Origin of the sequence: Xanthobacter sp. AM11 (assembly GCF_047444035.1) — a bacterium.
Classification (GTDB): Bacteria; Pseudomonadota; Alphaproteobacteria; order Rhizobiales; family Xanthobacteraceae; genus Xanthobacter.
Map to the genome: position 1 here is coordinate 1,774,316 of NZ_JBLAOA010000001.1, position 25,792 is coordinate 1,800,107.

The 25,792-nt window shown below is 68.9% G+C and carries 28 protein-coding genes; 11 read left to right on the top strand and 17 right to left on the bottom strand.

Annotated elements, in window-relative coordinates:
* Positions 1–26: 26 nt before the first annotated feature.
* The 3 genes from ACI7BZ_RS08220 to ACI7BZ_RS08230 form a co-directional block, all read right to left on the bottom strand.
* Positions 27–767, bottom strand: coding sequence for a TerC family protein (locus ACI7BZ_RS08220; RefSeq protein ID WP_414116672.1), 741 nt, complete (start codon positions 765–767; stop codon positions 27–29).
* Between the two features lie 496 nt (positions 768–1,263).
* Complete coding sequence (ndk, locus tag ACI7BZ_RS08225; protein WP_414116673.1) at positions 1,264–1,686, bottom strand: nucleoside-diphosphate kinase; 423 nt, start codon at positions 1,684–1,686, stop codon at positions 1,264–1,266.
* A 183-nt stretch (positions 1,687–1,869) separates the two neighbouring features.
* Positions 1,870–2,505: a TetR/AcrR family transcriptional regulator gene (locus tag ACI7BZ_RS08230; protein WP_414116674.1), complete on the bottom strand. Its 636-nt coding sequence runs from the start codon at positions 2,503–2,505 to the stop codon at positions 1,870–1,872.
* 90 nt (positions 2,506–2,595) lie between these two features.
* Here ACI7BZ_RS08230 and ACI7BZ_RS08235 point away from each other — a divergent pair, with 90 nt between their 5' ends.
* Positions 2,596–3,582 (top strand): aldo/keto reductase, encoded by a 987-nt coding sequence (locus ACI7BZ_RS08235; protein WP_414116675.1) that lies wholly within the window; start codon positions 2,596–2,598, stop codon positions 3,580–3,582.
* Between the two features lie 50 nt (positions 3,583–3,632).
* Here the strand turns inward: ACI7BZ_RS08235 and ACI7BZ_RS08240 are convergent, their stop codons facing one another.
* The 7 genes from ACI7BZ_RS08240 to ACI7BZ_RS08270 form a co-directional block, all read right to left on the bottom strand.
* Positions 3,633–4,106 (bottom strand): MaoC family dehydratase, encoded by a 474-nt coding sequence (locus ACI7BZ_RS08240; RefSeq protein ID WP_414116676.1) that lies wholly within the window; start codon positions 4,104–4,106, stop codon positions 3,633–3,635.
* Positions 4,103–4,567 carry a MaoC family dehydratase gene (locus tag ACI7BZ_RS08245; protein ID WP_414116677.1) on the bottom strand — a complete coding sequence of 155 codons (465 nt, stop codon included), beginning with the start codon at positions 4,565–4,567 and terminating at the stop codon, positions 4,103–4,105. The genes ACI7BZ_RS08240 and ACI7BZ_RS08245 overlap by 4 nt, the downstream gene beginning before the upstream one ends.
* 75 nt (positions 4,568–4,642) lie before the next feature.
* Entirely contained in the window at positions 4,643–5,125 is a 483-nt protein-coding gene (locus ACI7BZ_RS08250) for a MaoC/PaaZ C-terminal domain-containing protein (RefSeq protein WP_414116678.1), read from the bottom strand.
* A gap of 14 nt (positions 5,126–5,139) precedes the next feature.
* The gene (gene ychF, locus ACI7BZ_RS08255; protein ID WP_414116679.1) at positions 5,140–6,237 is read right to left on the bottom strand and encodes a redox-regulated ATPase YchF; all 1,098 of its coding nucleotides are present in this window, start codon (positions 6,235–6,237) and stop codon (positions 5,140–5,142) included.
* 6 nt (positions 6,238–6,243) lie between these two features.
* Positions 6,244–6,684 carry a PIN domain-containing protein gene (locus tag ACI7BZ_RS08260; protein ID WP_414116681.1) on the bottom strand — a complete coding sequence of 147 codons (441 nt, stop codon included), beginning with the start codon at positions 6,682–6,684 and terminating at the stop codon, positions 6,244–6,246.
* A gap of 283 nt (positions 6,685–6,967) precedes the next feature.
* Positions 6,968–7,576, bottom strand: a complete 609-nt coding sequence (pth, locus tag ACI7BZ_RS08265; protein WP_414116682.1) for an aminoacyl-tRNA hydrolase — start codon at positions 7,574–7,576, stop codon at positions 6,968–6,970.
* 56 nt (positions 7,577–7,632) lie between these two features.
* Positions 7,633–8,235, bottom strand: coding sequence for a 50S ribosomal protein L25/general stress protein Ctc (locus tag ACI7BZ_RS08270; RefSeq protein ID WP_414116683.1), 603 nt, complete (start codon positions 8,233–8,235; stop codon positions 7,633–7,635).
* 219 nt (positions 8,236–8,454) lie between these two features.
* Between ACI7BZ_RS08270 and ACI7BZ_RS08275 the strand changes: the two genes are divergently transcribed.
* Positions 8,455–8,826, top strand: coding sequence for a hypothetical protein (locus tag ACI7BZ_RS08275; protein WP_414116684.1), 372 nt, complete (start codon positions 8,455–8,457; stop codon positions 8,824–8,826).
* Between the two features lie 8 nt (positions 8,827–8,834).
* Here ACI7BZ_RS08275 and ACI7BZ_RS08280 read toward each other — a convergent pair whose 3' ends face one another.
* From ACI7BZ_RS08280 to ACI7BZ_RS08290, 3 genes are all read right to left on the bottom strand, one after another.
* The gene (locus tag ACI7BZ_RS08280) at positions 8,835–8,972 is read right to left on the bottom strand and encodes a hypothetical protein (RefSeq protein ID WP_414116685.1); all 138 of its coding nucleotides are present in this window, start codon (positions 8,970–8,972) and stop codon (positions 8,835–8,837) included.
* A gap of 82 nt (positions 8,973–9,054) precedes the next feature.
* A complete protein-coding gene (locus ACI7BZ_RS08285; RefSeq protein WP_414116686.1) occupies positions 9,055–10,182 on the bottom strand; it encodes a zinc-dependent alcohol dehydrogenase family protein in 1,128 nt (375 codons plus the stop codon).
* Positions 10,183–10,362: 180 nt separating this feature from the next.
* Positions 10,363–11,016 carry a TetR/AcrR family transcriptional regulator gene (locus tag ACI7BZ_RS08290; protein ID WP_414116687.1) on the bottom strand — a complete coding sequence of 218 codons (654 nt, stop codon included), beginning with the start codon at positions 11,014–11,016 and terminating at the stop codon, positions 10,363–10,365.
* Between the two features lie 229 nt (positions 11,017–11,245).
* On the opposite strand from ACI7BZ_RS08290, the gene ACI7BZ_RS08295 reads away from it, so the two are divergent.
* The 9 genes from ACI7BZ_RS08295 (at position 11,246) to cynS (ending at position 19,571) form a co-directional block, all read left to right on the top strand.
* Complete coding sequence (locus ACI7BZ_RS08295) at positions 11,246–11,812, top strand: OsmC family protein (protein ID WP_414116688.1); 567 nt, start codon at positions 11,246–11,248, stop codon at positions 11,810–11,812.
* 75 nt (positions 11,813–11,887) lie between these two features.
* Positions 11,888–12,994, top strand: coding sequence for an acyl-CoA dehydrogenase family protein (locus ACI7BZ_RS08300; RefSeq protein WP_414119116.1), 1,107 nt, complete (start codon positions 11,888–11,890; stop codon positions 12,992–12,994).
* A 94-nt stretch (positions 12,995–13,088) separates the two neighbouring features.
* A complete protein-coding gene (locus tag ACI7BZ_RS08305; protein WP_414116689.1) occupies positions 13,089–13,946 on the top strand; it encodes a sulfurtransferase in 858 nt (285 codons plus the stop codon).
* A gap of 20 nt (positions 13,947–13,966) precedes the next feature.
* Positions 13,967–14,581 (top strand): 2-hydroxychromene-2-carboxylate isomerase, encoded by a 615-nt coding sequence (locus ACI7BZ_RS08310; protein WP_414116690.1) that lies wholly within the window; start codon positions 13,967–13,969, stop codon positions 14,579–14,581.
* Positions 14,578–15,753, top strand: coding sequence for an NAD(P)/FAD-dependent oxidoreductase (locus tag ACI7BZ_RS08315; RefSeq protein WP_414116691.1), 1,176 nt, complete (start codon positions 14,578–14,580; stop codon positions 15,751–15,753). Before ACI7BZ_RS08310 ends, ACI7BZ_RS08315 begins: the two co-directional genes overlap by 4 nt.
* 74 nt (positions 15,754–15,827) lie before the next feature.
* The gene (locus ACI7BZ_RS08320) at positions 15,828–17,192 is read left to right on the top strand and encodes a CmpA/NrtA family ABC transporter substrate-binding protein (protein WP_414116692.1); all 1,365 of its coding nucleotides are present in this window, start codon (positions 15,828–15,830) and stop codon (positions 17,190–17,192) included.
* Positions 17,193–17,196: 4 nt separating this feature from the next.
* Positions 17,197–18,036 carry a nitrate ABC transporter permease gene (gene ntrB / locus ACI7BZ_RS08325; protein WP_414116693.1) on the top strand — a complete coding sequence of 280 codons (840 nt, stop codon included), beginning with the start codon at positions 17,197–17,199 and terminating at the stop codon, positions 18,034–18,036.
* Between the two features lie 5 nt (positions 18,037–18,041).
* Positions 18,042–18,965 carry an ABC transporter ATP-binding protein gene (locus ACI7BZ_RS08330; protein ID WP_414116694.1) on the top strand — a complete coding sequence of 308 codons (924 nt, stop codon included), beginning with the start codon at positions 18,042–18,044 and terminating at the stop codon, positions 18,963–18,965.
* A gap of 117 nt (positions 18,966–19,082) precedes the next feature.
* A complete protein-coding gene (gene cynS, locus ACI7BZ_RS08335) occupies positions 19,083–19,571 on the top strand; it encodes a cyanase (RefSeq protein WP_414116695.1) in 489 nt (162 codons plus the stop codon).
* Positions 19,572–19,804: 233 nt separating this feature from the next.
* Here the strand turns inward: cynS and ACI7BZ_RS08340 are convergent, their stop codons facing one another.
* The 4 genes from ACI7BZ_RS08340 to ptsP all read right to left on the bottom strand — a co-directional run bounded on the left by ACI7BZ_RS08340 (position 19,805) and on the right by ptsP (position 25,763).
* Positions 19,805–20,893 carry a DUF4167 domain-containing protein gene (locus ACI7BZ_RS08340; protein ID WP_414116696.1) on the bottom strand — a complete coding sequence of 363 codons (1,089 nt, stop codon included), beginning with the start codon at positions 20,891–20,893 and terminating at the stop codon, positions 19,805–19,807.
* Positions 20,894–21,456: 563 nt separating this feature from the next.
* Positions 21,457–22,317, bottom strand: coding sequence for a peptide chain release factor N(5)-glutamine methyltransferase (prmC, locus tag ACI7BZ_RS08345; RefSeq protein ID WP_414116697.1), 861 nt, complete (start codon positions 22,315–22,317; stop codon positions 21,457–21,459).
* Between the two features lie 45 nt (positions 22,318–22,362).
* Positions 22,363–23,442: a peptide chain release factor 1 gene (prfA, locus tag ACI7BZ_RS08350; protein WP_414116698.1), complete on the bottom strand. Its 1,080-nt coding sequence runs from the start codon at positions 23,440–23,442 to the stop codon at positions 22,363–22,365.
* A 56-nt stretch (positions 23,443–23,498) separates the two neighbouring features.
* Positions 23,499–25,763, bottom strand: coding sequence for a phosphoenolpyruvate--protein phosphotransferase (ptsP, locus tag ACI7BZ_RS08355; protein WP_414116699.1), 2,265 nt, complete (start codon positions 25,761–25,763; stop codon positions 23,499–23,501).
* Between the last annotated feature and the right edge of the window lie 29 nt (positions 25,764–25,792).

The window sequence follows — 25,792 nt, forward strand, 5'->3', positions numbered from 1 at the left end:
TCAGTCCCGCGCGCGGGCGGCGCGGCTCAGGCGCCGTGCTCCGCCTGCGCCGTGCGGGCGGCGCGGCTGCGCAGCACATAGCCCGTCACCACCACGAAGATGGCGCCGATGGTGCTGGCGATATAGTGCGGCAGGGCGGCCGGGTGGGTCCCGTGATCGTCCACCTTCACCAGCGACGGATCGAGCTGCTGCAGGTAGCTGAGCGCCATGGCGTCGCCCACCAGCATCTCGCCGGCGATCCAGCCCAGCAGCGCCGCGCCTGCCCAGATGAGGATGGGGAAGCGGGTGAGCAGGGTGAGCAGCAGCTGCGAGCCGAAGATGATCAGCGGAATGGTGAGCAGCAGACCGAAGATGAACAGCTCGGGATGGCCGCGGGAGGCGGCGGCGATGGCCACCACATTGTCGAGGCTCATCACCGCGTCGGCGATGGCGATGGTGCGCACCGCCTTCCACAGGCTGTCGGCCGCCTCCACGCTGTGTTCCTCGCCGTCATTGTCGGTGACGAGCTTGATGGCGATCCACAGCAGCAAGAGGCCGCCCACCACCTTCAGGAAAGGGATGCCCAGCAGGTAGGACACGGCGAGGGCGAACAGGATGCGCAGCACCACGGCGGCGGCGGCACCCAGCAGGATGCCCCATTTGCGCTGCTTCTGCGGCAGCGAGCGGCAGGCGAGGGCGATGACCACCGCATTGTCGCCGGAGAGGAGCAGGTCGATCCAGATGATCTGGAGAAGCGACACCCAGAAGGTCGGAGCTGTGAAATCCATTGGCCGGTTTCCGTTCGAAAGGCTGTCGGCACCGCCTGTGCTCCGGCTGCGAGGGGAGCAGGCGAGGGTCGGCGCAGCAGGTGCGCCGTGTGGTCATGATCCGCTCTTACGTCGATCTTGCGCGAGACTCCAGAGGGTCCCTGCCGCAAGGGCGCGAGGCGTGCCGCACGAATGGGGGATGAAAGCGGGCGTAGGGCGCAGGAAGGCGCTGGCGCTTACGCCCCGATAATGCCTTCGACGCAGGCTGGAGCCCGCGGGGCGCAACGCCGCGCGCGGAACGGGCCGACGGGTCGAATGCGGCGCATGGGCGCCGCGTTGCTGCCCGAAATCATGGCCTTCCCACCCCGGGTGGCGCCCTGTGCATTCTGCGTTTGGTGCGCCGTATTATGAATTCTGCCGTAAGGGTAGTGAATGCCCGGGGCATCCGCAATCGGAAACGGACACCGCGGCGCACAAATTCGATCGCGCGCCGCGGCATTTCCGGCTGGCCTGAGGCTCAGCCGACGATCTCGTTGCCGGCGAAGAACTGGGCGATCTCCACCTTGGCATTGTCCACGCTGTCGGAGCCGTGGGCCGAATTGGCCTCGATGCTCTCGGCGAACAGCTTGCGGATGGTGCCTTCCGCCGCATTGGCGGGGTTGGTGGCGCCCATCACTTCGCGATACCTGGCCACCGCGTCCTCGCCTTCCAGCACCTGCACCACCACCGGGCCGGAGGTCATGAAGGCCACGAGGTCGCCGAAGAAGGGCCGCTCGCGGTGCACGCCATAGAAGGTTTCGGCCTGCTCGCGGGTCATCTGGACGCGCTTCTGGGCGACGATGCGCAGGCCAGCCTGCTCGATGACGGCATTGATGGCGCCGGTGAGGTTGCGACGCGTGGCGTCGGGCTTGATGATCGAGAAGGTGCGCTCGATCGCCATGGGGGACCGTCCTGTCTGTTGCGGAATGAGAAGGCCGCGGGCGCCCCGCGGATGCCGCGGCTCTTAGCAGCCGGTGCCTGAGGGGGCAAGGGACGGCGGCTGCGGGAGATGTGCCCCTTTGAAGGCGAGCGCGCCTCGGCGCCGTCTCATCCGCAAACCGGGACATGGCGGGCCGCCGGCACTTCAGGCCGGCCCCAGCACCGCGTCGATGGCCCGCTCCACCGCTTCCGCCGGGTCGAAGGCCACCGGCACCCCCAGCACCCGGGGCCAGAACAGCGGCTCCTTGATGGCGCCCAGGAACTGGGCCGCCGCCAGCTGCGGCTCCTGCACCGATGCCAGCCGGCCGGAGGCCGCCAGCGCGGCGAAATAAGCGGAGAGGCCCTTCACCGCCGGCTCCTTGCCCACCGCATAATAGGCCTGAGACAGCTCCGGGAAGCGCGGCGCCTCGGCGATGACGAGCCGCAGGAGGGGGATCACGTCCGGCCGGTCCCAATGGGCGGCGAGGCCCGCCACATAGGCCCGCAGCACCGTCCGCGGCTCCCCCGCCGCATCGGCCGGCAGCAGCGGGGCGCGGGTGAAATGCGACCACGCCTCGTCGATCACCGCGCCGAACAGCTCCGCCTTGCCGGGAAAGTGCTGGTAGAGGGTGCGCTTGGACACCGGGGCGGCGGCCGCCACCGCATCCATGGAGGTGGCGCCGTAGCCCTTCTCCAGGAACAGAAGGCGCGCCGCCGCGCGGATGCGGGCGGCGGTGCCGCTGGTGTCGCGCCGGCGGGTCTTCGGGGCGGGCTCCGGCGCGCCGGTGGGGGGCTCGGTCATTGACATAGGTATACGGTACGGTATAGTTTACTTCCATGGGCCGGCAGCATCCCGCCGCCCCTGCTTCTCCTCATACATGAGAGGTCCCCCATGGACCATCGCCTCCTCGGTCGCTCGGGCCTGTCCGTGTCCGCCATCGGTCTCGGCTGCATGGGCATGTCGGAATTCTACGGCCCCAGCGACGACGCGCAGTCTCTCGCCACGCTCGCGGCCGCCCTCGATCTCGGCGTGAATTTCCTCGATACCGCCGACATGTACGGCGTCGGCCATAACGAGCGCCTGCTGGGGCGCTTCCTTGCCGGCCGGCGCGATGAGGTGGTGCTCGCCACCAAGTTCGGCAATGTGCGCGGCCCCAATGGCGAGCGCCTCGGCGTCAGCGGAACGCCGGACTATGTGCGCAAGGCCTGCGACGCCAGCCTGGCGCGGCTCGGCATCGACACCATCGACCTTTACTACCAGCACCGGGTGGACCCGGCCACGCCCATCGAGGAGACGGTGGGCGCCATGAAGGGGCTGGTGGAGGCGGGCAAGGTGCGCTTCCTCGGCCTGTCCGAATGCTCGGTGGCCACCTTGCGCCGCGCCCATGCGGTGCATCCCATCACCGCGGTGCAGATCGAATATTCCCTGTGGAGCCGCGAGCCCGAGGCCGGAATGCTGGATGCCTGCCGCGAGCTGGGGGTTGCCTTCGTGGCCTACAGCCCCCTCGGCCGCTCCTTCCTCACCGGCACGGTGACCAGCCCGGACAGCCTGGCGGCCGACGATTTCCGCCGCGCCAACCCGCGCTTCTCCGGCGCGGCGCTGCAGCAGAACCTGCAATTGACGCAGCAGCTGGCCGCGCTGGCCGCCACCAAGGGCGCCACCAGCGCCCAGCTGGCCCTCGCCTGGCTGCTGAACAAGCAGGACCACGTGGTCCCCATCCCCGGCACGCGGCGCATCAAATATCTGCAGGAGAACGTGGCGGCCACGGCCATCCGCCTCACCGGCGCGGAGATTGCCGCCCTCGACGCCCTGTTCGCGCCCGAGAAGGTAGCGGGCACGCGCTATCCCGAGGCGGGCATGGCCATGGTGGGCCTGTAGCCCGGCACCGGCCCCTTGCGGGCCGGGACGGGCCGGGCGGCGCCGCGGCCTCAGCCGCGGCGCTGCAGCAGCACCACGCTTTCGAAGTCGATCACGAGATCGCCATGCTGGTTGGTGCCGCTGTTGTAGGCCCGCAGGATGCCCCATTCGGGCCGCGAGCGGCTGGTGGTCTTTTCCCTGGCCTCGGTGGCGTAGGTGATGGTGTCGCCGGCATAGACCGGCTTCAGCCATCGCAGGTTGGTGAAGCCGGAGGAGGGGCCCACGGTCGGCGCCTTCTCGCCCCGCGCCCGCTGGGCCTCGGCGGTGCGCACGTTGTAGGCGACGAAATATTTCATCCAGGTGGCGGCGGTGTGCCAGCCCGAGGCCACCAGCGCCCCGAAATGGCTGCGCCGCGCCGCTTCCGGGTCCACATGGAAGGGCTGGGGATCATAGGCGCGGGCGAAGGCCAGCATCTCCGGTTCGGTGAAGGTGTGGTGGCCCAGCACTTCCCGGTCGCCCACGGCGATGTCGTCGAAGAAGTTCATGCGAGGCGGGCTCCCGGGTTGCGGCGGCCGATCATGATGACGCAGACCTGCTCCAGCACCACGCTCTTGTCCGGCTTCAGAAGCTCGAAGCGGAAGGTGACGAGCCCCATCTCCGGCTTGCTGCGGGAGGTGCGGCTCTCCAGCACCGTGCGGCGCAGGGTGAGCGTGTCGCCGGGGCGCACCGGTTCCTTCCACTTGTTCTCGGTGACGCCGGGCGAGCCCATGCTGGCGGTGCGCAGCAGGAAGCCGTCGCAGATCAGCCGCATCAGAATGGCGCAGGTGTGCCAGCCGGAGGCCGCCAGCCCGCCCAGCAGGGAGGCCTTGCCGGCCGCCTCGTCGAGATGCATGGGCTGGGGGTCGAACTCGCCGGCGAACGCCACGATCTCCTCCCGGGAGAAGGTGTGCGAGCCGAACGTCTTCACCTCACCGATGATGAAATCTTCCAGGAAGATGTCGGGCAAGGCGGGCCTCCTGTCGTTGGAGTGCGATGGAAGGCGAGGATGACGCAAACGTCAAGGTGGGGGTGGCGGATGAGGTCATATCCCGCCCCCGTCCGGCGCCATGTGCTTCAGCTCGAAGGCCAGCACCGGCGTGCCGTCCGCCCGCCCGGCGGTGTTGCGGCGGTGAAGGATGCTCCAGCCGGGGCGGCTGCCGCTGGGGCGCATGTCCAGGATTTCGGTGAAGAAGACGATGGTGTCGCCGGCGCGCACCGGGGCGGGCCATTTGAGGCCGGTCATGCCGAATCCCACCCCCACCGGCGCGATGGCGGCGGGGTGCGCGGGCGGCAGGGCGTGCGTCGCCGGGCCGTGGGCGCGCACGAACAGTCCCATCCAGACGCACACCGTATGCCAGCCGGAAGCGACAAGGCCGCCGAAGGGCGAGCTCTGCGCCGCCGCCGCGTCCAGGTGGAAGGGCTGGGGATCAAAAGCGGCGGCGAAGCGGACGATCTCCTGCGCGGTGAAGGTGAAACGCCCGATTTCCTGCCGGCCCGCCTTTCCCGGCTGCTCCTGCCCCGCCATCTGCCCGCCCCGCCTCAGTTGGCGAAGCGGAAGTGCAGCACGTCGCCGTCGGCGACCACATAATCCTTGCCTTCCAGGCGGAAGCGCCCGGCCTCGCGGGCGCCGGCCTCGCCCTTGAACTTCACGTAATCGTCGTAGGCGATGGTCTCGGCGCGGATGAAGCCCTTCTCGAAATCCGAATGGATCACCCCCGCCGCCGCCGGCGCCCGTGTGCCCTTGGTGATGGTCCAGGCCCGCGCCTCCTTCGGCCCCACGGTGAAGTAGGTGACGAGGTGGAGCAGGTCGTAGCCGGCGCGGATCACCCGGTTGAGGCCGGGCTCGTCGAGGTCGATGGCCTCCAGATAGTCCTTCTGGTCGTCCGGCGGCAGAACCGCGATCTCGCTCTCGATCTTGGCGGAAACCACCACCGCCATGGCGCCTTCCGCTTTGGCCCGTTCGAACACCTGCGCCGAGAGGGAATTGCCCGCCTTGGCGGAGGCCTCCTCCACATTGCACACATAGAGCACCGGCTTGGCGGTCATCAGGCCGAGCTGGGCGAACAGCTTTTCCTCCTCCGCCTTCACCTCGGCGAGGCGGGCGGGCTTGCCGTCGCGCAGCAGCACCAGGGCGCGGTTCATGAGGTCGAGGATTTCCTTGGCCTCCTTGTCGCCGCCCTTGGCCTTCTTCTCGGTGGCGGTGACGCGTTTCTCCAGGCTTTCCAGATCGGCCAGCATCAGCTCGGTCTCGATGGTCTCGATGTCGTCCACGGGGGCGATCTTGCCTTCCACATGGGTCACGTCGCCATCCTCGAAGCAGCGCACCACATGGGCGATGGCGTCGCATTCGCGGATGTTGGCGAGGAACTGGTTGCCCAGCCCCTCGCCCTTGGAGGCGCCGCGCACCAGGCCGGCGATGTCCACGAAGGTGAGGCGGGTGGGGATGATGGCGCCCGAGCCGGCGATCTGCGCCAGGCTGTCGAGGCGCGGGTCCGGCACCGCCACGTCACCCACATTGGGCTCGATGGTGCAGAACGGATAGTTCGCCGCCTGCGCCGCCGCGGTCTGCGTGAGCGCGTTGAAGAGGGTGGACTTGCCCACGTTGGGAAGCCCGACGATGCCGCATTTGAAGCCCATGGAACCTTATCCGGCTAGAAGATCATTCGGGGAGACGAGGAACGGATTGATGATCCGCATATCACCGATGGCGTGCCCATGGTGGAGGTCCTCGGAGAGAAAATGGCTGCAGCCGAGCCCTTCGGCCGAGGCGAGCAGCATGCAGTCAAACCATGAAAAACGGTGGGCGGTGCGGATGGCCCAGGCCGCCCCGATCGTCTCCGGCACCGGCAGGGCGGCGCAGAAATCCGCCAGCGCCTCGCTGTCCGCGCGCACGTCGGCTTCGGTCAAATAGGGCATCTTACGCAGGGCGACGTGGCAATACTCGCTTATGACCTGGACGTTGATCACCGCGAGGCGCCGGGCCACGAGCGTCCTCAGCCATGCCGCCGCCCGCTCGCGCTTCGCCTGGGCTTTCAGGTCCCGCGTGTAGAGGATCACGTTCGTGTCGAGGAAGAAGCGCGTCATCGTAGAGGTCGGCCCGGGAGGGAATCTTGCCGCTGTCGTCCGAGAACGGGGCGAGCGGACCGGAAAGGAAGGCTTCCATGGCCTCTGCCGGCGTGCGCGTTCGCCCGAGCCGCTGGTCCACCAGCTCGGCGACGAAGCGCGACATGCTCTTGCCCTCCTGCGCGGCAGCGACGCGGGCGCGGGCGAATGTCTCCTCGGGCAGGGTGATGGTCAGGTTCTTCATGGGCCTTATCCGTGAACACGAATTTCGTGCTTTCGTGTCGAAAGGTCAAGCGCGGCCCCCTCACCCCTTCTCGCCCACCCGCTTCTGCTCGCCGAAGCCCTGCGCCTCCAGGAACAGGTGGGCGCGGTTCTGGAATTCGTCGGGGCGGCCGGCGGCCAGGAGGTCGGCGAAATCGGCGCAGGCGTCGCACACGCCGTCCACCCACGGCTTTTCGGACTTGGCGAAGTCGCCGAGCACATAGGGCATCACCATGGCCTTGTCGCCGGGATGGCCGATGCCGAGGCGGATGCGGAAATAATCGTTGCCGCACTGGGCGGTGATGGATCTCAGCCCGTTGTGCCCGGCATTGCCGCCGCCCTTCTTGATGCGCAGCTTGGCGGGGGGCAGGTCCAGTTCGTCATGGAAGACGAAGATGCGGTCGAGGGGGATCTTGTAGAAGCGCTGGGCCTCGGAAACCGCCCGCCCGCTCTCGTTCATATAGGTTTCGGGGAAAAGGGCGATCACCTTCTCGCCGCCGATCTCGCCTTCCGCCGCCATGGACTGGAAGCGCCGGCGCAGCGGGCCGAGGCGGTGGCGCCGGCAGATGGCGTCCAGCGCCATGAAGCCGATATTGTGCCGGTTGCCGGCATATTTCGGGCCGGGATTGCCGAGCCCTGCGAACAGGAACATGTGGCGCCTCCGGCCCGGAAAGGTCGTGCGTGGCTGCGGTCAGAGCAGGCGGAAGGTCAGCCCTTGGCCTCTTCGCCCGCGGCCGGCTCCTCGCCGCCCACCGGGGCGACGATGGTGGCGAGGGTGTCGTCACCCTGGCCGGCCCAGGTCACGCCCGCAGGCAGCTTGAGGCCGGAGAGGTGGAACGAATCGCCGAAGTCGGCGCCGGTGAGGTCCACCTCGATGGCCTCCGGGATGGCTTCGGCCGGGCAGTCGATCTCCACCGAATGGGCCACCACGTTCAGCGTGCCGCCGGCCTTCAGCGCCGGGGAGGCTTCCTGCTTCACGAAATGCACGGGCACTTCCACGGTCACCGTCGCGCCCTTGGAGACGCGCAGGAAGTCCACGTGGATGGGGAAGTCCTTCACCGGGTCCAGCTGGTAGTCGCGCGGGATCACGCGGTGCTTGCTGCCGTCCACATCGATGTCGAACAGCGTGGTGAGGAAGTGGCCGGCATAGATGATCTTGTTGATCTCGATATAATTGAGCGAGATCGTCACGGGTTCCTGCTTCTCGCCGTAGATCACGGCGGGCACGCGCCCGGCGCGGCGCTCGGCACGGGCGGCCCCCTTGCCGGCCCGCGGGCGCGCCACAGCCTTCAGTTCCTTGATGGCAGTCATGGCACTCGTCCTAATCTGGAGTTTCCATCGCAGCGTCCATGTGGACGCGCGATTTCGCCCTGCGGCACGCCTCCAGGGGGGCGCATGCCGAAAGCGAAGGCGCGCTTATAGCGGCGCAGCCCCTCGGATGCAAGGAAAGGGGCGTGACTGAACTTTCAATCTTGGATTTCTCTGATCTATATGTACAATCTAGGCGCGCATAGGGTCGGGGGGGGATTTATGAGTGCACAGGATATTCTCAAAATTGTTGCCGCCTGGGCGCTTCCGCTTTTGTTGGCGTGGTTAGCTGCCAACAGAGATTTCGTCACCAGACGTCCGCAGCTGCTCGCGGCCATCGTGGCGGCAGCGGTATCGGTGGCGACTATTATCACTGCGGTTCAGCTCTTTAATCCGTTGCGGGGTACGATAGTGCTTGCGCGCGAAGTCGGACCGTGCCCTTCCGGCTACTCTGATGAGGACAGGATTATATTGATCCGTTGGCGCAATGCGCCTTCCTTCTTTCAGGTGGCCGGAGACATTCCGACCCGCGGCAACTATGCGGGAAACCCGGATTGGGTAAACGACCACGCTAGGCTTTGCGTTCACCCCTAAGCCGATGGCTACCGCGGCGTGGCGGACTGGCAGGCGCCGGGCGTACCGGCGGGCGTGCCCTGGCCGAACCAGTTGCCGCACTTGTCGCAGCCGGAAACGGCGATGGCCAGCGCGGCGACGGCGGCGAGACGGATGGCGACGCGCATGGCTTCTCCTTGAAACGCGAGCGGCAGATTAGGCGATCCACCGCGGAAGGAAAGGGGCCGCGCCGCCGCGGCCCCGTCGTCCTCAATAGACGATGACGTGGCGCACCACCTCGCCGCGGTCGAGCCGGTCGAAGCCCTCGTTGATGCCGTCCAGCGGCCCGGTGGAGGACAGCAGGCGGTGCACCGGCAGCTTGCCGCGCTTGTAGAGCGCCATGAAGCGGGGAATGTCGCGGGGCGGCACGCAGCTGCCCATGTAGCTGCCCTTGATGGTGCGCTCCTCCGCCACCAGGTGCACCGGCGGCAGGGACACGCGGGCGTTGGGATTGGCGAGGCCGCCGGTGGTGGTGGTGCCGCCGCGCCGGGTGATCTTGTAGGCCAGCTCGAAGGCGGGGGCCGAGCCCGCCATCTCCACCGCATGGTCCACGCCGCCGCGGGTGGCCGCCTTCACCGCCTCCACGATGTCCGGGTCGCTGGCGAGGAAGGTGTCGGTGGCGCCGATCTGGCGGGCAAGGTCGAGCTTGGCGGGGGAGAGGTCGAGGGCGACGATCTGGTCGGCGCCGGCCGCCACCGCGCCCATCACCGCCGAGAGGCCGACGCCGCCGAGGCCCACCACCGCCACGCTCTGGCCCGGCCGCACGCCGCAGGTGTTCACCACCGTGCCCACGCCGGTCATCACCGCGCAGCCGAACAGGGCGGCGTCGATGAGGGACAGTTCCTTGTCGATCTTGATGATGGAGCGGCGCGAGACCACCGCATATTCGCCGAAGCCGGCAATGCCGCACAGGTGGTAGACATCGGTGCCGTCGTCGCAGCGCAGCCGGCGCCCGCCGCCGAGCAGGGTTCCCGCGCCGTTGGCCGCCTGGCCCGGCCCGCACAATTGGGCGCGGCCCTCCATGCAGGACGGGCAGGTGCCGCAGGTGGGCACGAAGCTCATCACCACATGATCGCCGGGAACAAGATCGTCCACCCCGGGGCCGGCTTCCACCACCACGCCGGAGGCCTCATGGCCGAGCACCATGGGCGTCTGGCGCGGCCGATCGCCGTTGATCACCGAGAGGTCGGAATGGCACAGGCCCGCCGCCGCCACCTTGATGAGCACCTCGCCCGCCTGCGGCGGCGCGAGTTCAACCGTTTCAATGCTGAGCGGGCGCGTTTCCGCATAGGGCTTGTTGACCGGGGATGTGCGGAGCACCGCGGCGCGGATACGCATGATATTTCCTCCCGATGATCGAGAATGCCGTAATGACGGGGCGCGGGGCGCAGCGTCAAGCCGGGCGGAGGGCGATTTCGGGCGGCGGAATTTGCGCCCCGCGGACGGAAAATCGCCCCCGGGGGGCCGGGAGGCCGGGCGTCTGTCGCGCCGCCGCGGCCGGGAGGCCGGGCGGGACCCTCAGGCCGCCTCCGCCGTGGCCATGCGGGCGAGCAGCAGGTCGGCGGTCTCGCCGGCCAGCAGGGCCATGTTCGTGTCCTTGGTGATCATGGCCGCGACGATGGCGCCGTCGATGAGCAGGCCCAGCTGGTGGGCGATGCCGTCCGGGTTGCGGGCGCCGGCCTCGGCGGCGAGGCGGGAGAGGGTTTCCAGCACCACCTTCTTGTGGGCGAGGGCGATCTGGCGCAGCCGGTCGTCCCGCTTGTCATGCTCGGCCACCGCATTGATGAAGGGGCAGCCGAAGAAGTGGTCGTCGCCGAACCATTCCCGCAGCACCGGGAAGATGCGGCGCAGCCGGGCCAGCGGTGTGGCCTCGCCCTTGAGCAGTTCGCCCAGGAACCAGTCGCGCCAGGCGGCGCCCTCGCGCTCCAGCACCGCCTCCACCAGGCGCTCCTTGGAGCCGAAGCTCTTGTAGAGGGTGGCCTTGGCGGTGGCGGCCTCGGCGATGACGGCATCCACCCCCACCGCATTGATGCCGTACTGGCAGAACAGCCGGGTGGCGGCCGCCAGGATGCGCTCGCGCGCCTTCAGCCCGCCGTCCCGCGCCTCGCCATCCGGCACCGGGACGTGATGGGGATTGAAGCCCCCCTGCCGGTCTGCACGCATCGTCTTCATCTGCTGCATCTCTCGTCATCACCGTGCTGCAATTGCAGGCAGCAAGACAGACCTTTCTGTCAAATCCAGGCAGGAATCATGCCGCATTTCCCGTCCGGCGGAAAGCCGAAAAGCCTTTGCGAGCTTGGGAAATAAGCGGCGGATGAGTTTTTCCCCCGGGTGACGGCGCATCTGGCACGGCACGTGCATAAGACAGACCGGTCTGTCTGCACGACCCAAGGAGATCTGGATGTCTGCGCCCCAAACCGCTTTGACCGGCTGTCTCGCCCCCGAGCCGACCACCGGCTGCCTCGCCCCCATCGACAAGGACGGCCTGCAGAAGCTGATCGCTGCCGGAATCGCCGACCCCAAGGTCATCAAGACCCTGAAATGCAAGACCGTGGCTGAAGGCCGCTTCCGCCACGCCAATTACATCCGCAACCTCGCCCCCTATATTGTGGACGAGCCCCCGGGCCTGCTCGGCGACGACACCGCGCCGAACCCCTCCGAGGCTTCCCTCGCGGCGCTGGGCTCCTGCCTCGCCGTCGGCCTCCATGCCAATGCGGTGCACCGCGGCTGGACCGTGCGCAAGCTGGAGCTCCAGCTGGAAGGCGACCTCAACATCACCGCCGTGTGGGGCACGGGCGACGTCAGCGAGAAGCCGGTGGGCTTCACCGACGTGCGCGTGAAGGTGGAAATGGAGTGCGACGGCGTGCCGAAGGAAGAGGTGGACGCCCTCATCGCCCACGTCACCAAGTGGTCGCCGGTGGCCAACACCTTCGTGCGCCCCGTGAATCTCGAAGTGACCCAGGGCTGAAGCCAAGACCCGCGCCCGGCATCCGGCCGGGCGCGTCCACCCGCTATCGAGGAAGACATGCCCGTGACTGCTGCCGTGACCGCCCTTTCGCCGCACGTCCCTTCCGCCGCCGCCCTCGATCCCGAGGCGGTGCTGGCGCAGATCGGGAAGATCGCGGCCACCGACCTTTCAGCATGGGCCCGTGCCATCGACGAGGGCACCTATCCGGCCACCCTCATGCACCGCTTCGCCGATGCCGGCGCCTTCGGCCTGCACCTGGGCGAGGGGAACCGGCTCGGCGCCGCCATCGAGGGCATGAGCCGCATCTCCGAGGTGTGCACCTCCACCGGCTTCATGGCCTGGTGCCAGAACACGCTGGTCTGGTACCTCATCAATTCCGAGAATGCGGCGGCGCGCGCCAAGTATCTGGCGGCCGCGGCGGGCGGCCATGTGCTTGGCGGCACGGCTCTCAGCAACCCCATGAAGTCCTTCTTCGGCATCGAGACGCTGAAGCTGAAGGGCACCCGGGTGGAGGGCGGCTACAAGGTGAAGGGCATTCTGCCCTGGGTCTCCAACCTCGGGCCCGACCATTTCTTCGGCGCCATCTTCGCCGTTGACGGCGCCGAGCCGGTGATGGCGCTGATCGACTGCGCCGACCCGGCGGTGACCCTGAAGCCGTGCGAGCCCTTCCTCGCCATGGATGGCACCGGCACCTATGCGGTGCAGGTGCGCGACCTGTTCGTGCCCGACGAGATGGTGCTCGCCCACGAGGCCATGGGCTTCGTGAAGAAGATGCGCGCCGGCTTCATCCTGCTGCAGGCCGGCATGGCGGTGGGGCTGATGCGCGACTGCATCGCCATGATGCGCGAGGTGGAAGGCCCCCTCGGCCATGTGAACCGCTACCTGGAGGTCCAGCCCGACCAGATGGCGGAAACCCTCGCCGACATGGAGGCCGAGGTGGCCGCCCTGTGCGAGACGCCGTTCGACCCCAGCCCGGACTACTGGCGCCGGGTGGTCGGCGCCCGCCTTCTCGCCGGCGAGAAGAGCGTGGAGGCGGCCCACAACGCCATGCTCCATTGCGGTGCGCGCGGCTATGTGCGCGCCCACCGCTGCCAGCGGCGCCTGCGCGAGGCCTATTTCGTCGCCATCGTCACCCCGGCGACCAAGCAGCTGCGCCTGATGCTGGACCAGATGCCGGCCTGAGGGCCGGCCGTGGCCGCCTGAACAACACGCGAGGGGCGCCAAGCCCCCGACCTTCCAGTGCGTCTCGCCGTCCATTCCACGAGAGGGGATCACCATGAGTGCCGTCCTGATTTCGCCGTCCGAACTCTCCACGCTGATCCTGTCCGAGCCCACCGTCGTCATCGACACCCGCGATCCCGCCAGCTACGCCGCCGGGCACATTCCCGGCGCGGTGAACCTGCACGAGATCTTCACCTTCCTCGCCACCTCCACCCCGGAGGGCTATGCCGAGCTCACCGCGAAATTCGCCGATGCCTTCGGCAAGGCCGGCCTTTCCGGCGCCGAGACGGCGGTGATCTACGAGCAGTCCATGAATTCGGGCTTCGGCCAGTCCTGCCGCGGCTATTTCCTGCTCACCTTCCTGGGCTATCCCAAGGTGAAGGTGCTGCACGGCGGCTATTCCGCCTGGGTGGCGGACGGCATGCCGGTTTCCACCGATGCGGCCGAGCCCCGGCCGGCCGTCTTCCCGGTGGATGCGGCGGCGGGCGAAGTCATCATCGACGCCGCCGCCATGCTGGCCGCCGTCGCCGACGCGGGCGTGGCCAAGCTCGACGTGCGCGACGTGGACGAGTGGATCGGCGAAAGCTCGTCGCCCTACGGCAAGGATTTCTGCCCGCGCAAGGGCCGCATCCCCGGCGCCAAGTGGATCGAGTGGTACCGCATGATGAAGCCCACGGCCGACGGGCCGCGCTTCAAGTCGGCGCCGGAGATTCTGGCCGAGTGCGCCACCGTGGGCATCTCCGCCGACACCCCGGTCTATCTCTACTGCTTCAAGGGGGCGCGGGCCTCCAACACCTTCCTCGCGCTGAAAGAGGCGGGGGTGAAGGACGTGAAGATGTATTTTGGGTCCTGGAACGAATGGTCGCGTGATCCGGCCCTGCCCATCGAGGAGGGACATCCGGCCGCGATCTGAACCTGAAGGAGCCAGCGCCCGTGTCCGAGATCACCTGTTACTTCAGCCCGCAGTCGGGCTATGCCTATCTGGGGCACGCGCGCCTCGTCGCCATGGCGCACGAGCATGGCGCCACCATTTCGTGGCGGCCCGTGGACATTCTGAAAGTCTTCGCCGAAGGCGGCTCCACCGCCCCGGCGAAGCAGTCGCCCCAGCGCAACGCCTATCGCAAGCTCGACATCGTGCGCTGGGCGAAGCGCGCGGCCATTCCCATCAAGACCGAGCCGGCCTTCTGGCCCACCGACACCCTGCCGGCCTGCCGCATGATCGCGGCGGCGCAGCTGGAGGGCATCGACCCCGCCGCCCTCATCGGCGCCTGCCTTTGCGCCGTGTGGGCGCGGGACATCCAGATTTCCGACCGGGCCAACCTCATCCGCCTTGCCGGCGAGGTGGGCCTGGACGGCGCGCGCCTCGCCGAGCTGTCGGACGCCGTGGCGGCGGCCGAGCAGGTGGCGCGCAACACCGCCGAGGCGAGCGCGGCCGGGGTGTTCGGCTCGCCGTCCTATGTGGTGGGCGGCGAATTGTTCTTCGGCCAGGACCGGCTGGATTTCGTCTCCGAGAAGCTCACCCGCATGGCGCAGGAGGCAGCACGATGAGTGCGCCCGTCGTCATCGTCGGGGCCGGGCAGGCGGCGGCGCAGGCCGTCACCTCGCTTAAGGCCGAGGGCTTCGGCGGGCCCATCGTGCTGCTCGGCGACGAGCCCTATCTGCCCTATCAGCGCCCGCCCCTCTCCAAGGCCTATCTCGGCGGCGAGATGACCGAGGACCGGCTGGAGCTGAAGGCCCCCAAATTCTATGCGGATGCCGGCGTGGAGGTGCGCCTGGGCGCCCGCGTTTCCCGCCTGCTGCCGGCCGAGGGGCAGGTGGAGCTGGCGGAAGGCGAGCGCATCGCCTACGGCGCCCTGCTCCTCGCCACCGGCACCCGTGCCCGCGCGCTGCCGGTGCCGGGCGCGGAGCTGGCCGGCGTGTTCTCCATCCGCTCCATCGACGACGTGCGGCACTTCCGCGCCATGGCCCTGCCGGGGGCGCGGCTGGTCATCGTCGGCGGCGGCTATATCGGGCTGGAGGTGGCGGCCAAGGCGCGCAAGCTGGGCCTGGACGTGACCGTGGTGGAGGGCCAGCCGCGCCTGCTCGCCCGGGTGGCCTGCGCCACCATCTCCGATTTTGCCTTGGCCCTGCACGAGGGCCAGGGGGTGCGCGTGATCACCGGCATGGGGGTGACGCGGCTTGTGGGCCCCGACCGGGTGAGCGCGGTGGAACTGGCCGACGGCCGGGTGCTGCCGGCCGACCTCGTGCTCTGCGCCGTAGGCGCGGTGCCCAATGCGGAGCTGGCGGCCGAGGCCGGGCTGGCGCTGGAGAACGGCATCCGCGTGGACGCCGCGACCCGCACCAGCGCGCCGGGCATTTTTGCGGCGGGCGATGTTGCCTCTTTTCCGAGCACACTTTATGGGCGCCGTGTGCGCCTTGAATCTGTGCAGAATGCCATTGATCAGGCCAAGGCTGCCGCGAAATCCATCACCGGAGCTGCAGTTGCATACGATCCGATCCCCTGGTTCTGGTCGGATCAATATGATGTGAAGCTTCAGATTGCCGGGCTGCTGGACGGCTTCGACCGCACCGAATGCGAGGGCGATGTGGCCGCCGGCCGTTTCTGCGTGCGGTATTTCGCGGCCGACCGGCTGCTCGCCGTGTGCTCGGTGAACGATCCGAAAAGTCACATGCTGGCCCGCAAGGCCCTCGCCCCGCCGCCGGCCCTGGTGCCCGGCTAGGCGATGGCACGTCCATTGCCCTCTCAGGGCGTCACCTCTTCCCCACCGTGACCGATCCCGCACAGGAGCATTTGATGTCGATGTTCACGAACCCGTTTTCATCAAAGTCGAAGCTCGGCCGCTGCCTGTGCGGGCGGCACGCGTCGGCAGAGGCGCACGCGGCCGCCGAACGCGCCGCCCGGCTCGACGACGAGACCCGCTACAAGGAGGTGGTCGCCTCCGGCCTCATGCGGGCCATGTTCCCGCAGGACGCCCAGCGCCGCGCCTTCCTGAAGGCCGTGGGCGCCTCCACCGCCGCCGCGGCGCTGGCCACCTTCTTCCCGCTGGACGCCGCCACCGAGGCCTTCGCCCAGACCGGCAAGCCGGAGAAGACCGACCTGAAGGTGGGCTTCATCCCCATCACCTGCGCCACCCCCATCATCATGGCCCACCCCATGGGCTTCTATAAGAAGCACGGCCTCAACGTGGAGGTGGTGAAGACTGCCGGCTGGGCGGTGATCCGCGACAAGACCATCAACAAGGAATACGACGCCGCCCACATGCTGGCGCCCATGCCGCTGGCCATCTCCCAGGGCCTCGGCTCCAACCCGATCCCCTTCGTCACCGCCGCCATCGAGAACATCAACGGCCAGTCCTTCACGCTGGGCATCAAGCACAAGGACAAAATGGATGTGAAGTCGTGGAAGGGGTTGAAGTTCGCGATCCCCTACGACTTCTCCATGCACAATTACCTGCTGCGCTACCTGCTAGCGGAAAATGGTATTGATCCCGATACCGACGTGCAGCTGCGTGTCGTTCCGCCGCCGGAGATGGTTGCGAACCTGCGGGCGGAGAATATCGACGGCTTCCTTGCCCCCGACAACGTCGCCCAGCGCGCGGTCTTCGATGGTGTGGGCTTCATCCACTCCCTGTCGAAGACCATGTGGGATGGACACCCGTGCTGTGCCTTCGCAGCGAGCCGCGATTTCATCACCACCATGCCGAATACTTACGCGGCACTGCTGCGGGCCATCGTGGATGCCACCGGCTATGCCTCCAAGGCGGAAAACCGCAAGGCCATCGCCGAAGCCATCGCCCCCGCCGCCTACCTCAATGCCCCGCCGATCGTGCTGGAGCAAGTGCTTGTGGGCAAGTATGCGGACGGCCTCGGCAACATCAAGGATGATCCCAGGCGCATCGACTTCGACCCCTTCCCCTGGGACAGCTTTGCCGTGTGGATGCTGACCCAGATGAAGCGCTGGGGCCAGATCAAGGGCGATGTGGACTATGCTTCGGTGGCCAATCAGGTGTTCCTCGCCACCGATGCCGCCAAGGTGATGAAGGAGATGGGCCTCACCCCGCCCGCCACCACCTCCAAGTCGTTTTCGGTGATGGGCAAGGTGTTCGATCCGGCAAAGCCGGCAGAATACGTCAATTCTTTCGCCATCAAGCGGAGCTGAGCTGATGAAAAGCCTCGGCGTGCGCGCCGGCCTGCTTTCGGTGCTGTTGTTCGTGCTGCTCTGCGGCCTCTGGCAGATGGCCGTCACCCCGGGCGCAGGCTCGGGGCCGGCCCTCGACCCGGAATATGCGAAGCTGATGGGCATCACCACCGCCGGCTCCCAGTCCGCCATGCCGGGGCCCCTCGACGTGGCAGGCAAGCTCTGGGACAACCTGAAGCGGCCCTTCTACGACAACGGCCCGAACGACAAGGGACTGGGCCTCCAGCTGCTTTATTCCGTCGGCCGGGTCTTCATCGGCTACGGGCTTGCGGTGCTGGTGGCGGTGCCGGTGGGCTTCCTCATCGGCATGTCGCCGCTCGCCTACCGGGCGCTGGACCCCTTCATCCAGGTGCTCAAGCCCATCTCGCCCCTGGCCTGGATGCCGCTTGCCCTTTACACCATCAAGGATTCCTCCCTTTCCGCCATCTTCGTCATCTTCATCTGCTCGGTCTGGCCCATGCTCATCAACACCGCCTTCGGCGTGGGGGCGGTGCGCAAGGAGTGGCTGAACGTGGCGCGGACCCTGGAGGTGGGGGCCTGGCGGCGGGCCTTCACGGTGATCCTGCCGGCGGCGGCGCCCACCATCCTCACGGGAATGCGCATCTCCATCGGCATCGCCTGGCTCGTCATCGTGGCGGCGGAGATGCTCGTGGGCGGAACCGGCATCGGCTACTTCGTGTGGAACGAGTGGAACAACCTGTCCATTGCCAACGTGATCGTGGGCATCCTGCTCATCGGTGTCGTGGGCATGGTGCTCGACCTCATCCTGGCGCGCCTGCAGCGGCGCGTCACCTTTCCGGAGTGAGCGCCATGGCGGACACCGCGACGCATCCAAGGTTCATCTCCATCGAGGGCATCGCCCGGCGCTATCCCGCGCCGGGGGGCGGCGCCACCACCATCTTCGAAAACCTCTGGCTGCCGGTGGCGCGGGGTGAGTTCGTCTGCATCATCGGCCATTCCGGCTGCGGCAAGACGAGCGTGCTCAATATTCTGGCCGGGCTGGAGGAGCCTTCGGAAGGCGTGGTGGTGGTGGACGGGCAGGCCATTTCCGGCCCCAGCCTCGACCGTGCCGTCATCTTCCAGGGCCACGCCCTGCTGCCCTGGCGCACCGTTCTGGGCAATGTGGCTTATGCCGTCTCCTCGCGCTGGCGCAAGGCCGGGCGCGCGGAGGTGGAGGAGCGTTCCCGGCGCTTCATCGACCTCGTGGGCCTCAAGGGCAGCGAGCACAAGAAGCCGGCCGAGCTTTCCGGCGGCATGCGCCAGCGCGTCGGCATCGCCCGCGCGCTGTCCATCGAGCCGAAGATCATGCTCATGGACGAGCCCTTCTCCGCCCTCGACGCGCTGACCCGAGGCACGCTGCAGGACGAGGTGCGGCGCATCTGCAAGTCCACCGGACAGACGGTGGTGATGATCACCCACGACGTGGACGAGGCCATCTACCTCGCCGACAAGATCGTGCTCATGACCAACGGCCCCGAGGCGATGATTGCCGAGGTGGTGGCAAATCCGCTGCCCGCCGAGCGCCATCGCGACAGCATCCACCGCGAGAAGGACTATTACACGGTGCGCAACCACCTGGTGGACTTCCTCGTGGCGCGCAGCCGCACCTTCCGCAACGAGGTGCCCGCGGGCTACGACCCGCGCCACCCGCCGCTGGTGCGGCTGGCCGACGAACCGTCGCCCCCGCCCGCCAACACCATTGCCTTCCCCGCCCTGGCCCAGGCGCGCGACTGAAAGCCCGCCCGAGCCGGCGGCGGGCCGCCCGGCGCCGGGCGGGTTCCCGGCGCACGATTCCATGGTCCCGACGCACCCCAAGGTCACGACGAAACCAAGAATGGAGACTAAAGAGCCATGAAGCGCGAACAGCTCACCGAGAAGATCCTCGACATCAAGCGCGAGAAGGGCTGGACCTGGAAGTATATCTGCGACGAGATCGGCGGCATGTCGCCGGTGCTGGTGGTGGGCGCCCTGCTCGGCCAGATGAAGCTGGTGAAGCCGCTGGCGGCGAAGGCCGCCACCCTGTTCGCCCTCTCCGAGGTGGAGGAGCGCATGCTGAACGAGGTGCCCATGCGCGGCGCCGGCACGCCCATGCCCCCCACCGACCCGCTCATCTACCGCTTCTATGAACTGGTGATGGTGAACGGCCCGGCGTGGAAGGCGCTGATCGAGGAGGAATTCGGCGACGGCATCATGTCCGCCATCGACTTCAACATGGAGATGGTGCGCGAGCCCAACCCCAAGGGCGACCGGGTGCAGATCACCATGTCCGGCAAGTTCCTGCCCTACAAATATTATGGCAACGAGCAGGGCATCCCCGACTACGGCTTCAAGGAAAGCTGAGACCAGCGGCCCGTGAGCGGTGCTCACGGGCCGCTGGTCAAGCCCGCGCGGCGCTTGAGCGAACCCGCCTGGCACCGGCAAGGACCGGGGCCGGCGGCCTCAGGCGATCGCCGCGGGTGAAGGCAATGCACAAAAAAGCCCCGCCGGTGCCAGCGGGGCTTTTTGCTTATGGGCTTGCAGGCAGGCCGGTGTGGGTGCCGGCCGCCCCGGGTCGAAGACCAGGGCCGGTGGCGTCAATCGTTGAACAGGGCGGTCTGCTCCGGCGCGGCGGCGCCGCCGTCCTCGGTTGCGCCCTCCTCGGCCCGGTCGGCCCGGGTGCGGAAGCGGCGGCGACGGCGGCCCAGGCGCCCATCGGTGCCCTCGGCAGCGTCGCCGGCCTCCTCGCGGGGGGGCTCGGCCGCGGCAGGCTCGGCTGCCCGCGGTTCGGCAGCGCGGGGTTCCGGGGTGCGCGGCTCGGGTGCGCGGGCCTCGGCGGCGCGGGGCTCCACCCGTTCCTTGATCGTGGCCGGAGCGCCGGTGATGAAGGAGGGCAGGCCCAGGTCCTGCTCCTCCTCCCGCGGCGCGCGGGGGGCACGCGCGGGCTCGGCCTCCTCGCTGCGGGAGGCGCGGGCGGCGCGGGGGGTGAAGCCTTCGCCGCTCTCGTCACGATTGCGGCGGCGGAACTCGCGCGGCTCCCGGGGCTCGCGCGGTTCGCGGGTTTCCCGCGGTTCGCGGGTTTCTCGCGGTTCTCTTGCCGACTCCCGGGGTTCGCGCGTCTCGCGGGGCTCGCGCACGTCCCGGGTTTCCCGCGTCTCGCGGGCTTCACGCGGCTCGCGCATCTCGCGCGATTCCCGCGGTTCGCGCATCTCCCGCGGTTCGCGGGCCTCGCGCGGCTGGTAGGCTTCGCCGCCGTCCTCGTCGCGGTTGCGGCGGAACTGACCCTGGCGGTTGTCCCGCTGGGGCCGGTCGTCGCCGCGCTGCTCACGGCCCTCGCGCCCCTGGTAGGGCTGGTAGGGCTGCTCGTTGCGGGCGTAGGGCTGCGGCGCGTCCAGCCCGCCGATGTCGTCCATCTCCTCGTCCTCGCCCTCGTCCTCGCGGCCGAAGCCGGGAGGGGGCGCGAACTGGCCCTGGAGCGAGGCGATGAGGCGCAGGTAATGCTCGGCGTGCTGCAGATAATTCTCCGCAGCCACGGGATCGCCGGAAGACTGGGCGTCGCGGGCGAGCTGCTGGTATTTTTCCGCAATGTGGTGCGCCGTTCCACGCACCTTCACGTCGGGCCCGTTGGAATCATACACCCGTGTCAGTGGGTTCGAGCTGCGCCGGTTGTTGTTGCGGCCGCGCATTCGCTTCTGCTGACCATTTCTCATGTGGATCGTTCTCTACTCGCTCGGCGCTCACGCCGCCGTCGGCGCCGGCGCCGCGGCGCCGGTTCAATCCGCATCCCGCCGGCCTCTTCGTCCGGTCGCGCGCAGCTGGGGTTTGCAGGGTGATGAACCGTGTCACCGCAAACGCCGCCTGCACCGGCGCCCGCGCTGGTCTGGAAGATGTGAGATCAAAAAATCCGGATCTGTCCGATCATAGAGCCCCGTTCCGCACCCCCCGGCACGGTCGCCCAGTCCATTGTCACGCCATCGGGCATTCGGCCCGCGCGCAGTCAACACCGTGAAGCGATCTCACCGGAGGACAGGCGCCAGGGCGCAGCCGATCTTGCGCGCACCCAACCGTCGCATCCACAGCGACCGAAATGTCCATCTGAATTTCGGAAGCCGCGCTCGCCCCTCAGGACCAGCGCCTCGGTTCGATTCCTGAGACAGACACTAGCCATTTCCCATAGAGGTTCCAAGCGCTTTTTTCGCAGTTGCACGCGCGGCGGGCATGGTGGTGCCCGCCCTGTGTCCATTCTGCCTCAGGGACGAAAGGCGCACAGGGCCCGGGCGATGCCGCCGAGGTCGCGCCGCGCCGGCCCGGCCAGCCGCAGGCCCGACGCGGAAAGGAGCGCCGCCACGTCCGGCTCCTGCCCGGCCCCCAGCTCCAGCACTGCGGCGCCACCCGGGGCGAGCAGGCGCGGCAGGTCGGCGGCGATGGCGCGGTAGGCGCACAGCCCGTCCGCCCCCGCCACCAGCGCGAGGGCGGGGTCGTGCCGGCCCACCTCCACCGGCAGGCCGGCCATGTGGCCGGCAGCGATGTAGGGCGGGTTGGAGACCACGAGGTCGAAGCCGCCGCGCACGCCGGTGCCCCAGTCGCCCACCAGTACGGCGGAACGCGCCCCCACGCCCAGGCGTGCCAGATTGTCGCGGGCGGTGCGGGCGGCGCCTTCCGAGCGGTCGATGCCGACGCCGGTGGCGGCGGGCCGCTCCACCAGAAGCGCCGCCAGGATCGCGCCGGTGCCGGTGCCGAGATCGAGGATGCGCAGGGGCGCGTCCCGCTGCGGGCAGCGGGCGAGCGCTTCCTCCACCACCGTCTCCGTGTCAGGCCGCGGCACCAGGGTTTCCGGCGAGAGGCGGAAATCGAGGCTCCAGAATTCCTTGGCACCCTGGATTCGGGCCACCGGCTCGCCGGCGCAGCGGCGGGCCACCAGCGCCCATGCCGCGGCCTCCGCCGCCGCGGCCACCGGCGTATCCGCCTGCGCCAGCATCTCGGCGGGGGGGCAGCCGAGGGCGAAGGCCAGCAGGAGCCGCGCGTCGAGGTCGGGGGTGTCGCAGCCGCAGGCGGCAAGGCGGGCCGCCATCTGCCGGCGCAGGCTGCCGGTGAGGAGTGCCTCAGCCATGGCGGCGGGGCAGGGGAGGTGCGACCGGATGGGCGGGCACCGGCCTCACCCCTCCTCGGCGGCGAGCAGGGCGGCCTGGTGCTCGGTCAGCAGCGGGTCGATGATGTCGTCCAGCGCCGTGCCGGCCATCACCTCGTCCAGCTTGTAGAGGGTGAGGTTGATGCGATGGTCGGTGACGCGCCCCTGAGGGAAATTGTAGGTGCGGATGCGTTCGGAGCGATCGCCCGAGCCCACCTGGCCCTTGCGTTCGGCGGCGCGGCCCGCCTCCTTCTTCAGGCGCTCCTCGTCCAGCAGGCGCGAACGCAGCAGGGCCATGGCCCGCGCCTTGTTGCGGTGCTGGGAGCGCTCGTCCTGCACCGCCACCACCGTATTGGTGGGCAGATGGGTGATGCGCACCGCGCTTTCGGTCTTGTTCACGTGCTGGCCGCCGGCGCCCTGGGCGCGGTACACGTCGATGCGCAGGTCGGATTCGTTGATGTCCACGTCCACCTCCTCCGCCTCGGGCAGGACAGCGACGGTGGCGGCGGAGGTATGGATGCGCCCGCTGGTTTCCGTGGCCGGCACCCGCTGCACCCGGTGCACGCCGCTTTCGAACTTCAGCCGCGCATAGGCGCCGCGCCCGTGCACGGCGGCGACGATTTCCTTGTAGCCGCCCATGGTGCCCTCGCTTTCCGAGAGCACTTCCACGGTCCAGCCCTTTTCCGCGGCATAGCGGGTGTACATGCGGTAGAGGTCGCCCGCGAACAGGGCCGCCTCGTCGCCGCCGGTTCCAGCGCGAACTTCCAGGATGATGCCGCGCTCGTCCATGGCATCCTTGGGCAGCAGCGCGAGGCGCACCGCCACGGCCAGCGCCGCGATGCGGCCTTCGAGCCGCTCCACCTCGGCCTCCGCCAGCGCCCGCATTTCCGGGTCGGAGGCGGAATCGGCCAGCAGCTCGCGGGCGCCGTCAAGGTCGCGCTCGGCGCCCTTCAGGGCCTGCACCTGCTCCACCAGCGGCCCCAGATCGGAGAATTCGCGGCCCAGCCGCACGAATTCATCACCCTCCACCCCGCGGGCAAGGGCCGCCTCGATCTCGGCGTGGCGCGCGACCAGCTGGTCGAGCTTGGCGATGGGCAGGGAGGTCATGAGGCTCAGGGCGTCTTCAGCAAGAGGGGCGGCCGCTTCCGGCTCTGGTCCGCAGGTTAGAGCGGCAGGCCGCAGGTGCGGGCGAAGGCGAACAGCGCGGCCCGCGGATTGGCGGTGCCGGTGCGGTCTTCCAGCAGCGGCAGCAGCACCTTGCGCGCGGCGGCGACGTCCAGCTCCAGGAGCGTGGCCTTCAGCGGCCCGATGGCGGCGGGGGAGACCGAAAGAGAGCGGTATCCGAGGGCCGCCAGCGCCACCGCCTCCAGCGGGCGCGAGGCCAGCTCGCCGCACAGGGTCACCGGCTTGCCGTGACGGATGCCGGCTTCCGCCACCATGCGGAAGGCCCGCAGCGCGGCGGTGGAGAGCGGATCGAAGCGGTCGGCGACGCGCATGTTGGAGCGGTCGGCCGCATAGAGGAACTGCACCAGATCGTTGGAGCCGACGGAGAGGAAGTCGGCGCGGGAGAGAATCTCGTCCAGCTGGAACAGGAGGGAGGGCACCTCCACCATGGCGCCCACATGGACCTTTTCCGGCAGGCCATGGCCATGCTTGCGCAGATGGGTGAGCTCGCGCTCGACGATGGCCTTGGCCTGGTCGAACTCCTCCACCGCGGCGACCATGGGGAACATCAGCCGCAGCTCGCGGCCGGCACCGGCGCGCAGCAGGGCGCGCACCTGGCTGCGCAGCAGGCCGGGGCGGTCGAGGCCGAGGCGGATGGCGCGCCAGCCCAGCGCCGGGTTCTCCTCTTCCACCGTGCGCATGTAGGGCAGCACCTTGTCGCCGCCGATGTCGAGGGTGCGGAAGGTCACCGGCCGGTCGCCCGCCGCATCCAGCACCGCGCGGTAGAGCTTCAGCTGCTCGGAGATGCGCGGGAAGGCCGAGGCGATCATGAACTGCAGCTCGGTGCGGAACAGGCCGATGCCCGCCGCCCCCGTCTCGGCGATGTGCGGCAGGTCCACCAGCAGGCCGGCATTGAGGTTGAGGTCCACATGCACCCCGTCCTTGGTGACCGACGGGCGGGTGCGCAAGGCGGCATACTGGGCCTGGCGGCGGGCGCGGTAGCGCACCTTCTCCGCATAGGCCTCCTCCACGTCGCCGGGCGGGCGCAGGTGCACCTCGCCGGCCTGGCCGTCCACGATCACCGGGTCGCCCTGGTCGGCGAGGCCGGCGGCATTCTCCACCTGGCCCACGGCGGCGATGCCGAGCGCCCGCGCCACGATGGTGACATGGCTGGTGGTGCCCCCTTCCTCCAGCACCAGCCCGCGAATGCGGGTGCGGTCATAGTCCAGGAGGGCGGCCGGGCTCATGTTGCGGGCGACGAGGATGGCGTTGTCCGGCAGCGCTTCCCGCTCGGCGCCGCGGCGGCCGGTCAGCTCGCGCAGCAGGCGGTTGGCGAGGTCGTCGAGGTCGTGCAGGCGCTCGCGCAGATAGGGGTCGGAGGCGCGCATCATGCGGGCGCGGGTGTCCGACTGCACCCGCTCCACCGCGCCCTCGGCGGTGAGACCGGAGAGCACCGCCTCCCGCATCTTGTGCATCCAGCCCCGGTCGTGGGCGAACATGCGGTAGGCTTCGAGGATGTCGCGGTGCTCGCCGGCCTTGGAGAGGCCGTCGTCCTCCAGCATCAGGTCGATGGCGTGGCGCAGCTTGCCGATGGCGGCGTCGAGGCGGGCGGTTTCCTTCACCACGTCATCGGCGATGACGTTGACCACCTGGATGCGCGGCTCGTGCAGTACCACGTGGCCAAGGCCCAGCCCGTCCGCCAGCGCCACGCCCTTCAGGTGCAGCGGCCGGCGCACCGCGGGTTCCGCGCCGGGCTTGGCCAGGGCGGTCAGCTCGCCGGAGGCGATCATCTCCGCCAGAACCATGGCGGTGGTCTGGAGCGCCTCGATCTCCTCTTCCGTATAGGTGCGGCGGGCGCGGTTCTGCACCACCAGCACGCCGAGCGTGTTGCCGCCGCGCAGGATCGGCACGCCGAGGAAGGAGTTGTAGACCTCCTCGCCGGTTTCCGGCCGGTAGGAGAATTCCGGGTGCGCGTGGGCGTCGGACAGGGCGAGGGATTCGGCCTCGCGCGCCACATGGCCGACGAGGCCCTCGTCCACGCTCATGACGGTGAGGTGAACCGCAACCCGGTTCAGGCCTTCCGTGGCGTAGAGCTCAAGGGTCTGATCGACGCGCAGCACGTAGACCGAGCAGACTTCCGCCACCATGTTGGCGGCGATCAGGACCACGATCTTGTCGAGACGGTCCTGCGCGCTGACCGGCTCCGCCATCACCTCGCGGAGGCGGCGGAGCAGCACGCGCGGACCGCCGAGCGCGCCACGCATCGGCCGCATCCTCAAAGAAATAAGCGGGT

Bases quoted from the DNA above. Each gene is read 5' to 3' on its own strand.
- ACI7BZ_RS08220 (WP_414116672.1), bottom strand. From the start codon at position 767: ATGGATTTCACAGCTCCGACCTTCTGGGTGTCGCTTCTCCAGATCATC.
- ndk (WP_414116673.1), bottom strand. From the start codon at position 1,686: ATGGCGATCGAGCGCACCTTCTCGATCATCAAGCCCGACGCCACGCGT.
- ACI7BZ_RS08230 (WP_414116674.1), bottom strand. From the start codon at position 2,505: ATGACCGAGCCCCCCACCGGCGCGCCGGAGCCCGCCCCGAAGACCCGC.
- ACI7BZ_RS08235 (WP_414116675.1), top strand. From the start codon at position 2,596: ATGGACCATCGCCTCCTCGGTCGCTCGGGCCTGTCCGTGTCCGCCATC.
- ACI7BZ_RS08240 (WP_414116676.1), bottom strand. From the start codon at position 4,106: ATGAACTTCTTCGACGACATCGCCGTGGGCGACCGGGAAGTGCTGGGC.
- ACI7BZ_RS08250 (WP_414116678.1), bottom strand. From the start codon at position 5,125: ATGGCGGGGCAGGAGCAGCCGGGAAAGGCGGGCCGGCAGGAAATCGGG.
- ychF (WP_414116679.1), bottom strand. From the start codon at position 6,237: ATGGGCTTCAAATGCGGCATCGTCGGGCTTCCCAACGTGGGCAAGTCC.
- ACI7BZ_RS08260 (WP_414116681.1), bottom strand. From the start codon at position 6,684: ATGACGCGCTTCTTCCTCGACACGAACGTGATCCTCTACACGCGGGAC.
- pth (WP_414116682.1), bottom strand. From the start codon at position 7,576: ATGTTCCTGTTCGCAGGGCTCGGCAATCCCGGCCCGAAATATGCCGGC.
- ACI7BZ_RS08270 (WP_414116683.1), bottom strand. From the start codon at position 8,235: ATGACTGCCATCAAGGAACTGAAGGCTGTGGCGCGCCCGCGGGCCGGC.
- ACI7BZ_RS08275 (WP_414116684.1), top strand. From the start codon at position 8,455: ATGAGTGCACAGGATATTCTCAAAATTGTTGCCGCCTGGGCGCTTCCG.
- ACI7BZ_RS08280 (WP_414116685.1), bottom strand. From the start codon at position 8,972: ATGCGCGTCGCCATCCGTCTCGCCGCCGTCGCCGCGCTGGCCATCGCC.
- ACI7BZ_RS08285 (WP_414116686.1), bottom strand. From the start codon at position 10,182: ATGCGTATCCGCGCCGCGGTGCTCCGCACATCCCCGGTCAACAAGCCC.
- ACI7BZ_RS08290 (WP_414116687.1), bottom strand. From the start codon at position 11,016: ATGAAGACGATGCGTGCAGACCGGCAGGGGGGCTTCAATCCCCATCAC.
- ACI7BZ_RS08295 (WP_414116688.1), top strand. From the start codon at position 11,246: ATGTCTGCGCCCCAAACCGCTTTGACCGGCTGTCTCGCCCCCGAGCCG.
- ACI7BZ_RS08305 (WP_414116689.1), top strand. From the start codon at position 13,089: ATGAGTGCCGTCCTGATTTCGCCGTCCGAACTCTCCACGCTGATCCTG.
- ACI7BZ_RS08315 (WP_414116691.1), top strand. From the start codon at position 14,578: ATGAGTGCGCCCGTCGTCATCGTCGGGGCCGGGCAGGCGGCGGCGCAG.
- ACI7BZ_RS08320 (WP_414116692.1), top strand. From the start codon at position 15,828: ATGTCGATGTTCACGAACCCGTTTTCATCAAAGTCGAAGCTCGGCCGC.
- ntrB (WP_414116693.1), top strand. From the start codon at position 17,197: ATGAAAAGCCTCGGCGTGCGCGCCGGCCTGCTTTCGGTGCTGTTGTTC.
- ACI7BZ_RS08330 (WP_414116694.1), top strand. From the start codon at position 18,042: ATGGCGGACACCGCGACGCATCCAAGGTTCATCTCCATCGAGGGCATC.
- cynS (WP_414116695.1), top strand. From the start codon at position 19,083: ATGAAGCGCGAACAGCTCACCGAGAAGATCCTCGACATCAAGCGCGAG.
- ACI7BZ_RS08340 (WP_414116696.1), bottom strand. From the start codon at position 20,893: ATGCGCGGCCGCAACAACAACCGGCGCAGCTCGAACCCACTGACACGG.
- prmC (WP_414116697.1), bottom strand. From the start codon at position 22,317: ATGGCTGAGGCACTCCTCACCGGCAGCCTGCGCCGGCAGATGGCGGCC.
- prfA (WP_414116698.1), bottom strand. From the start codon at position 23,442: ATGACCTCCCTGCCCATCGCCAAGCTCGACCAGCTGGTCGCGCGCCAC.
- ptsP (WP_414116699.1), bottom strand. From the start codon at position 25,763: ATGCGTGGCGCGCTCGGCGGTCCGCGCGTGCTGCTCCGCCGCCTCCGC.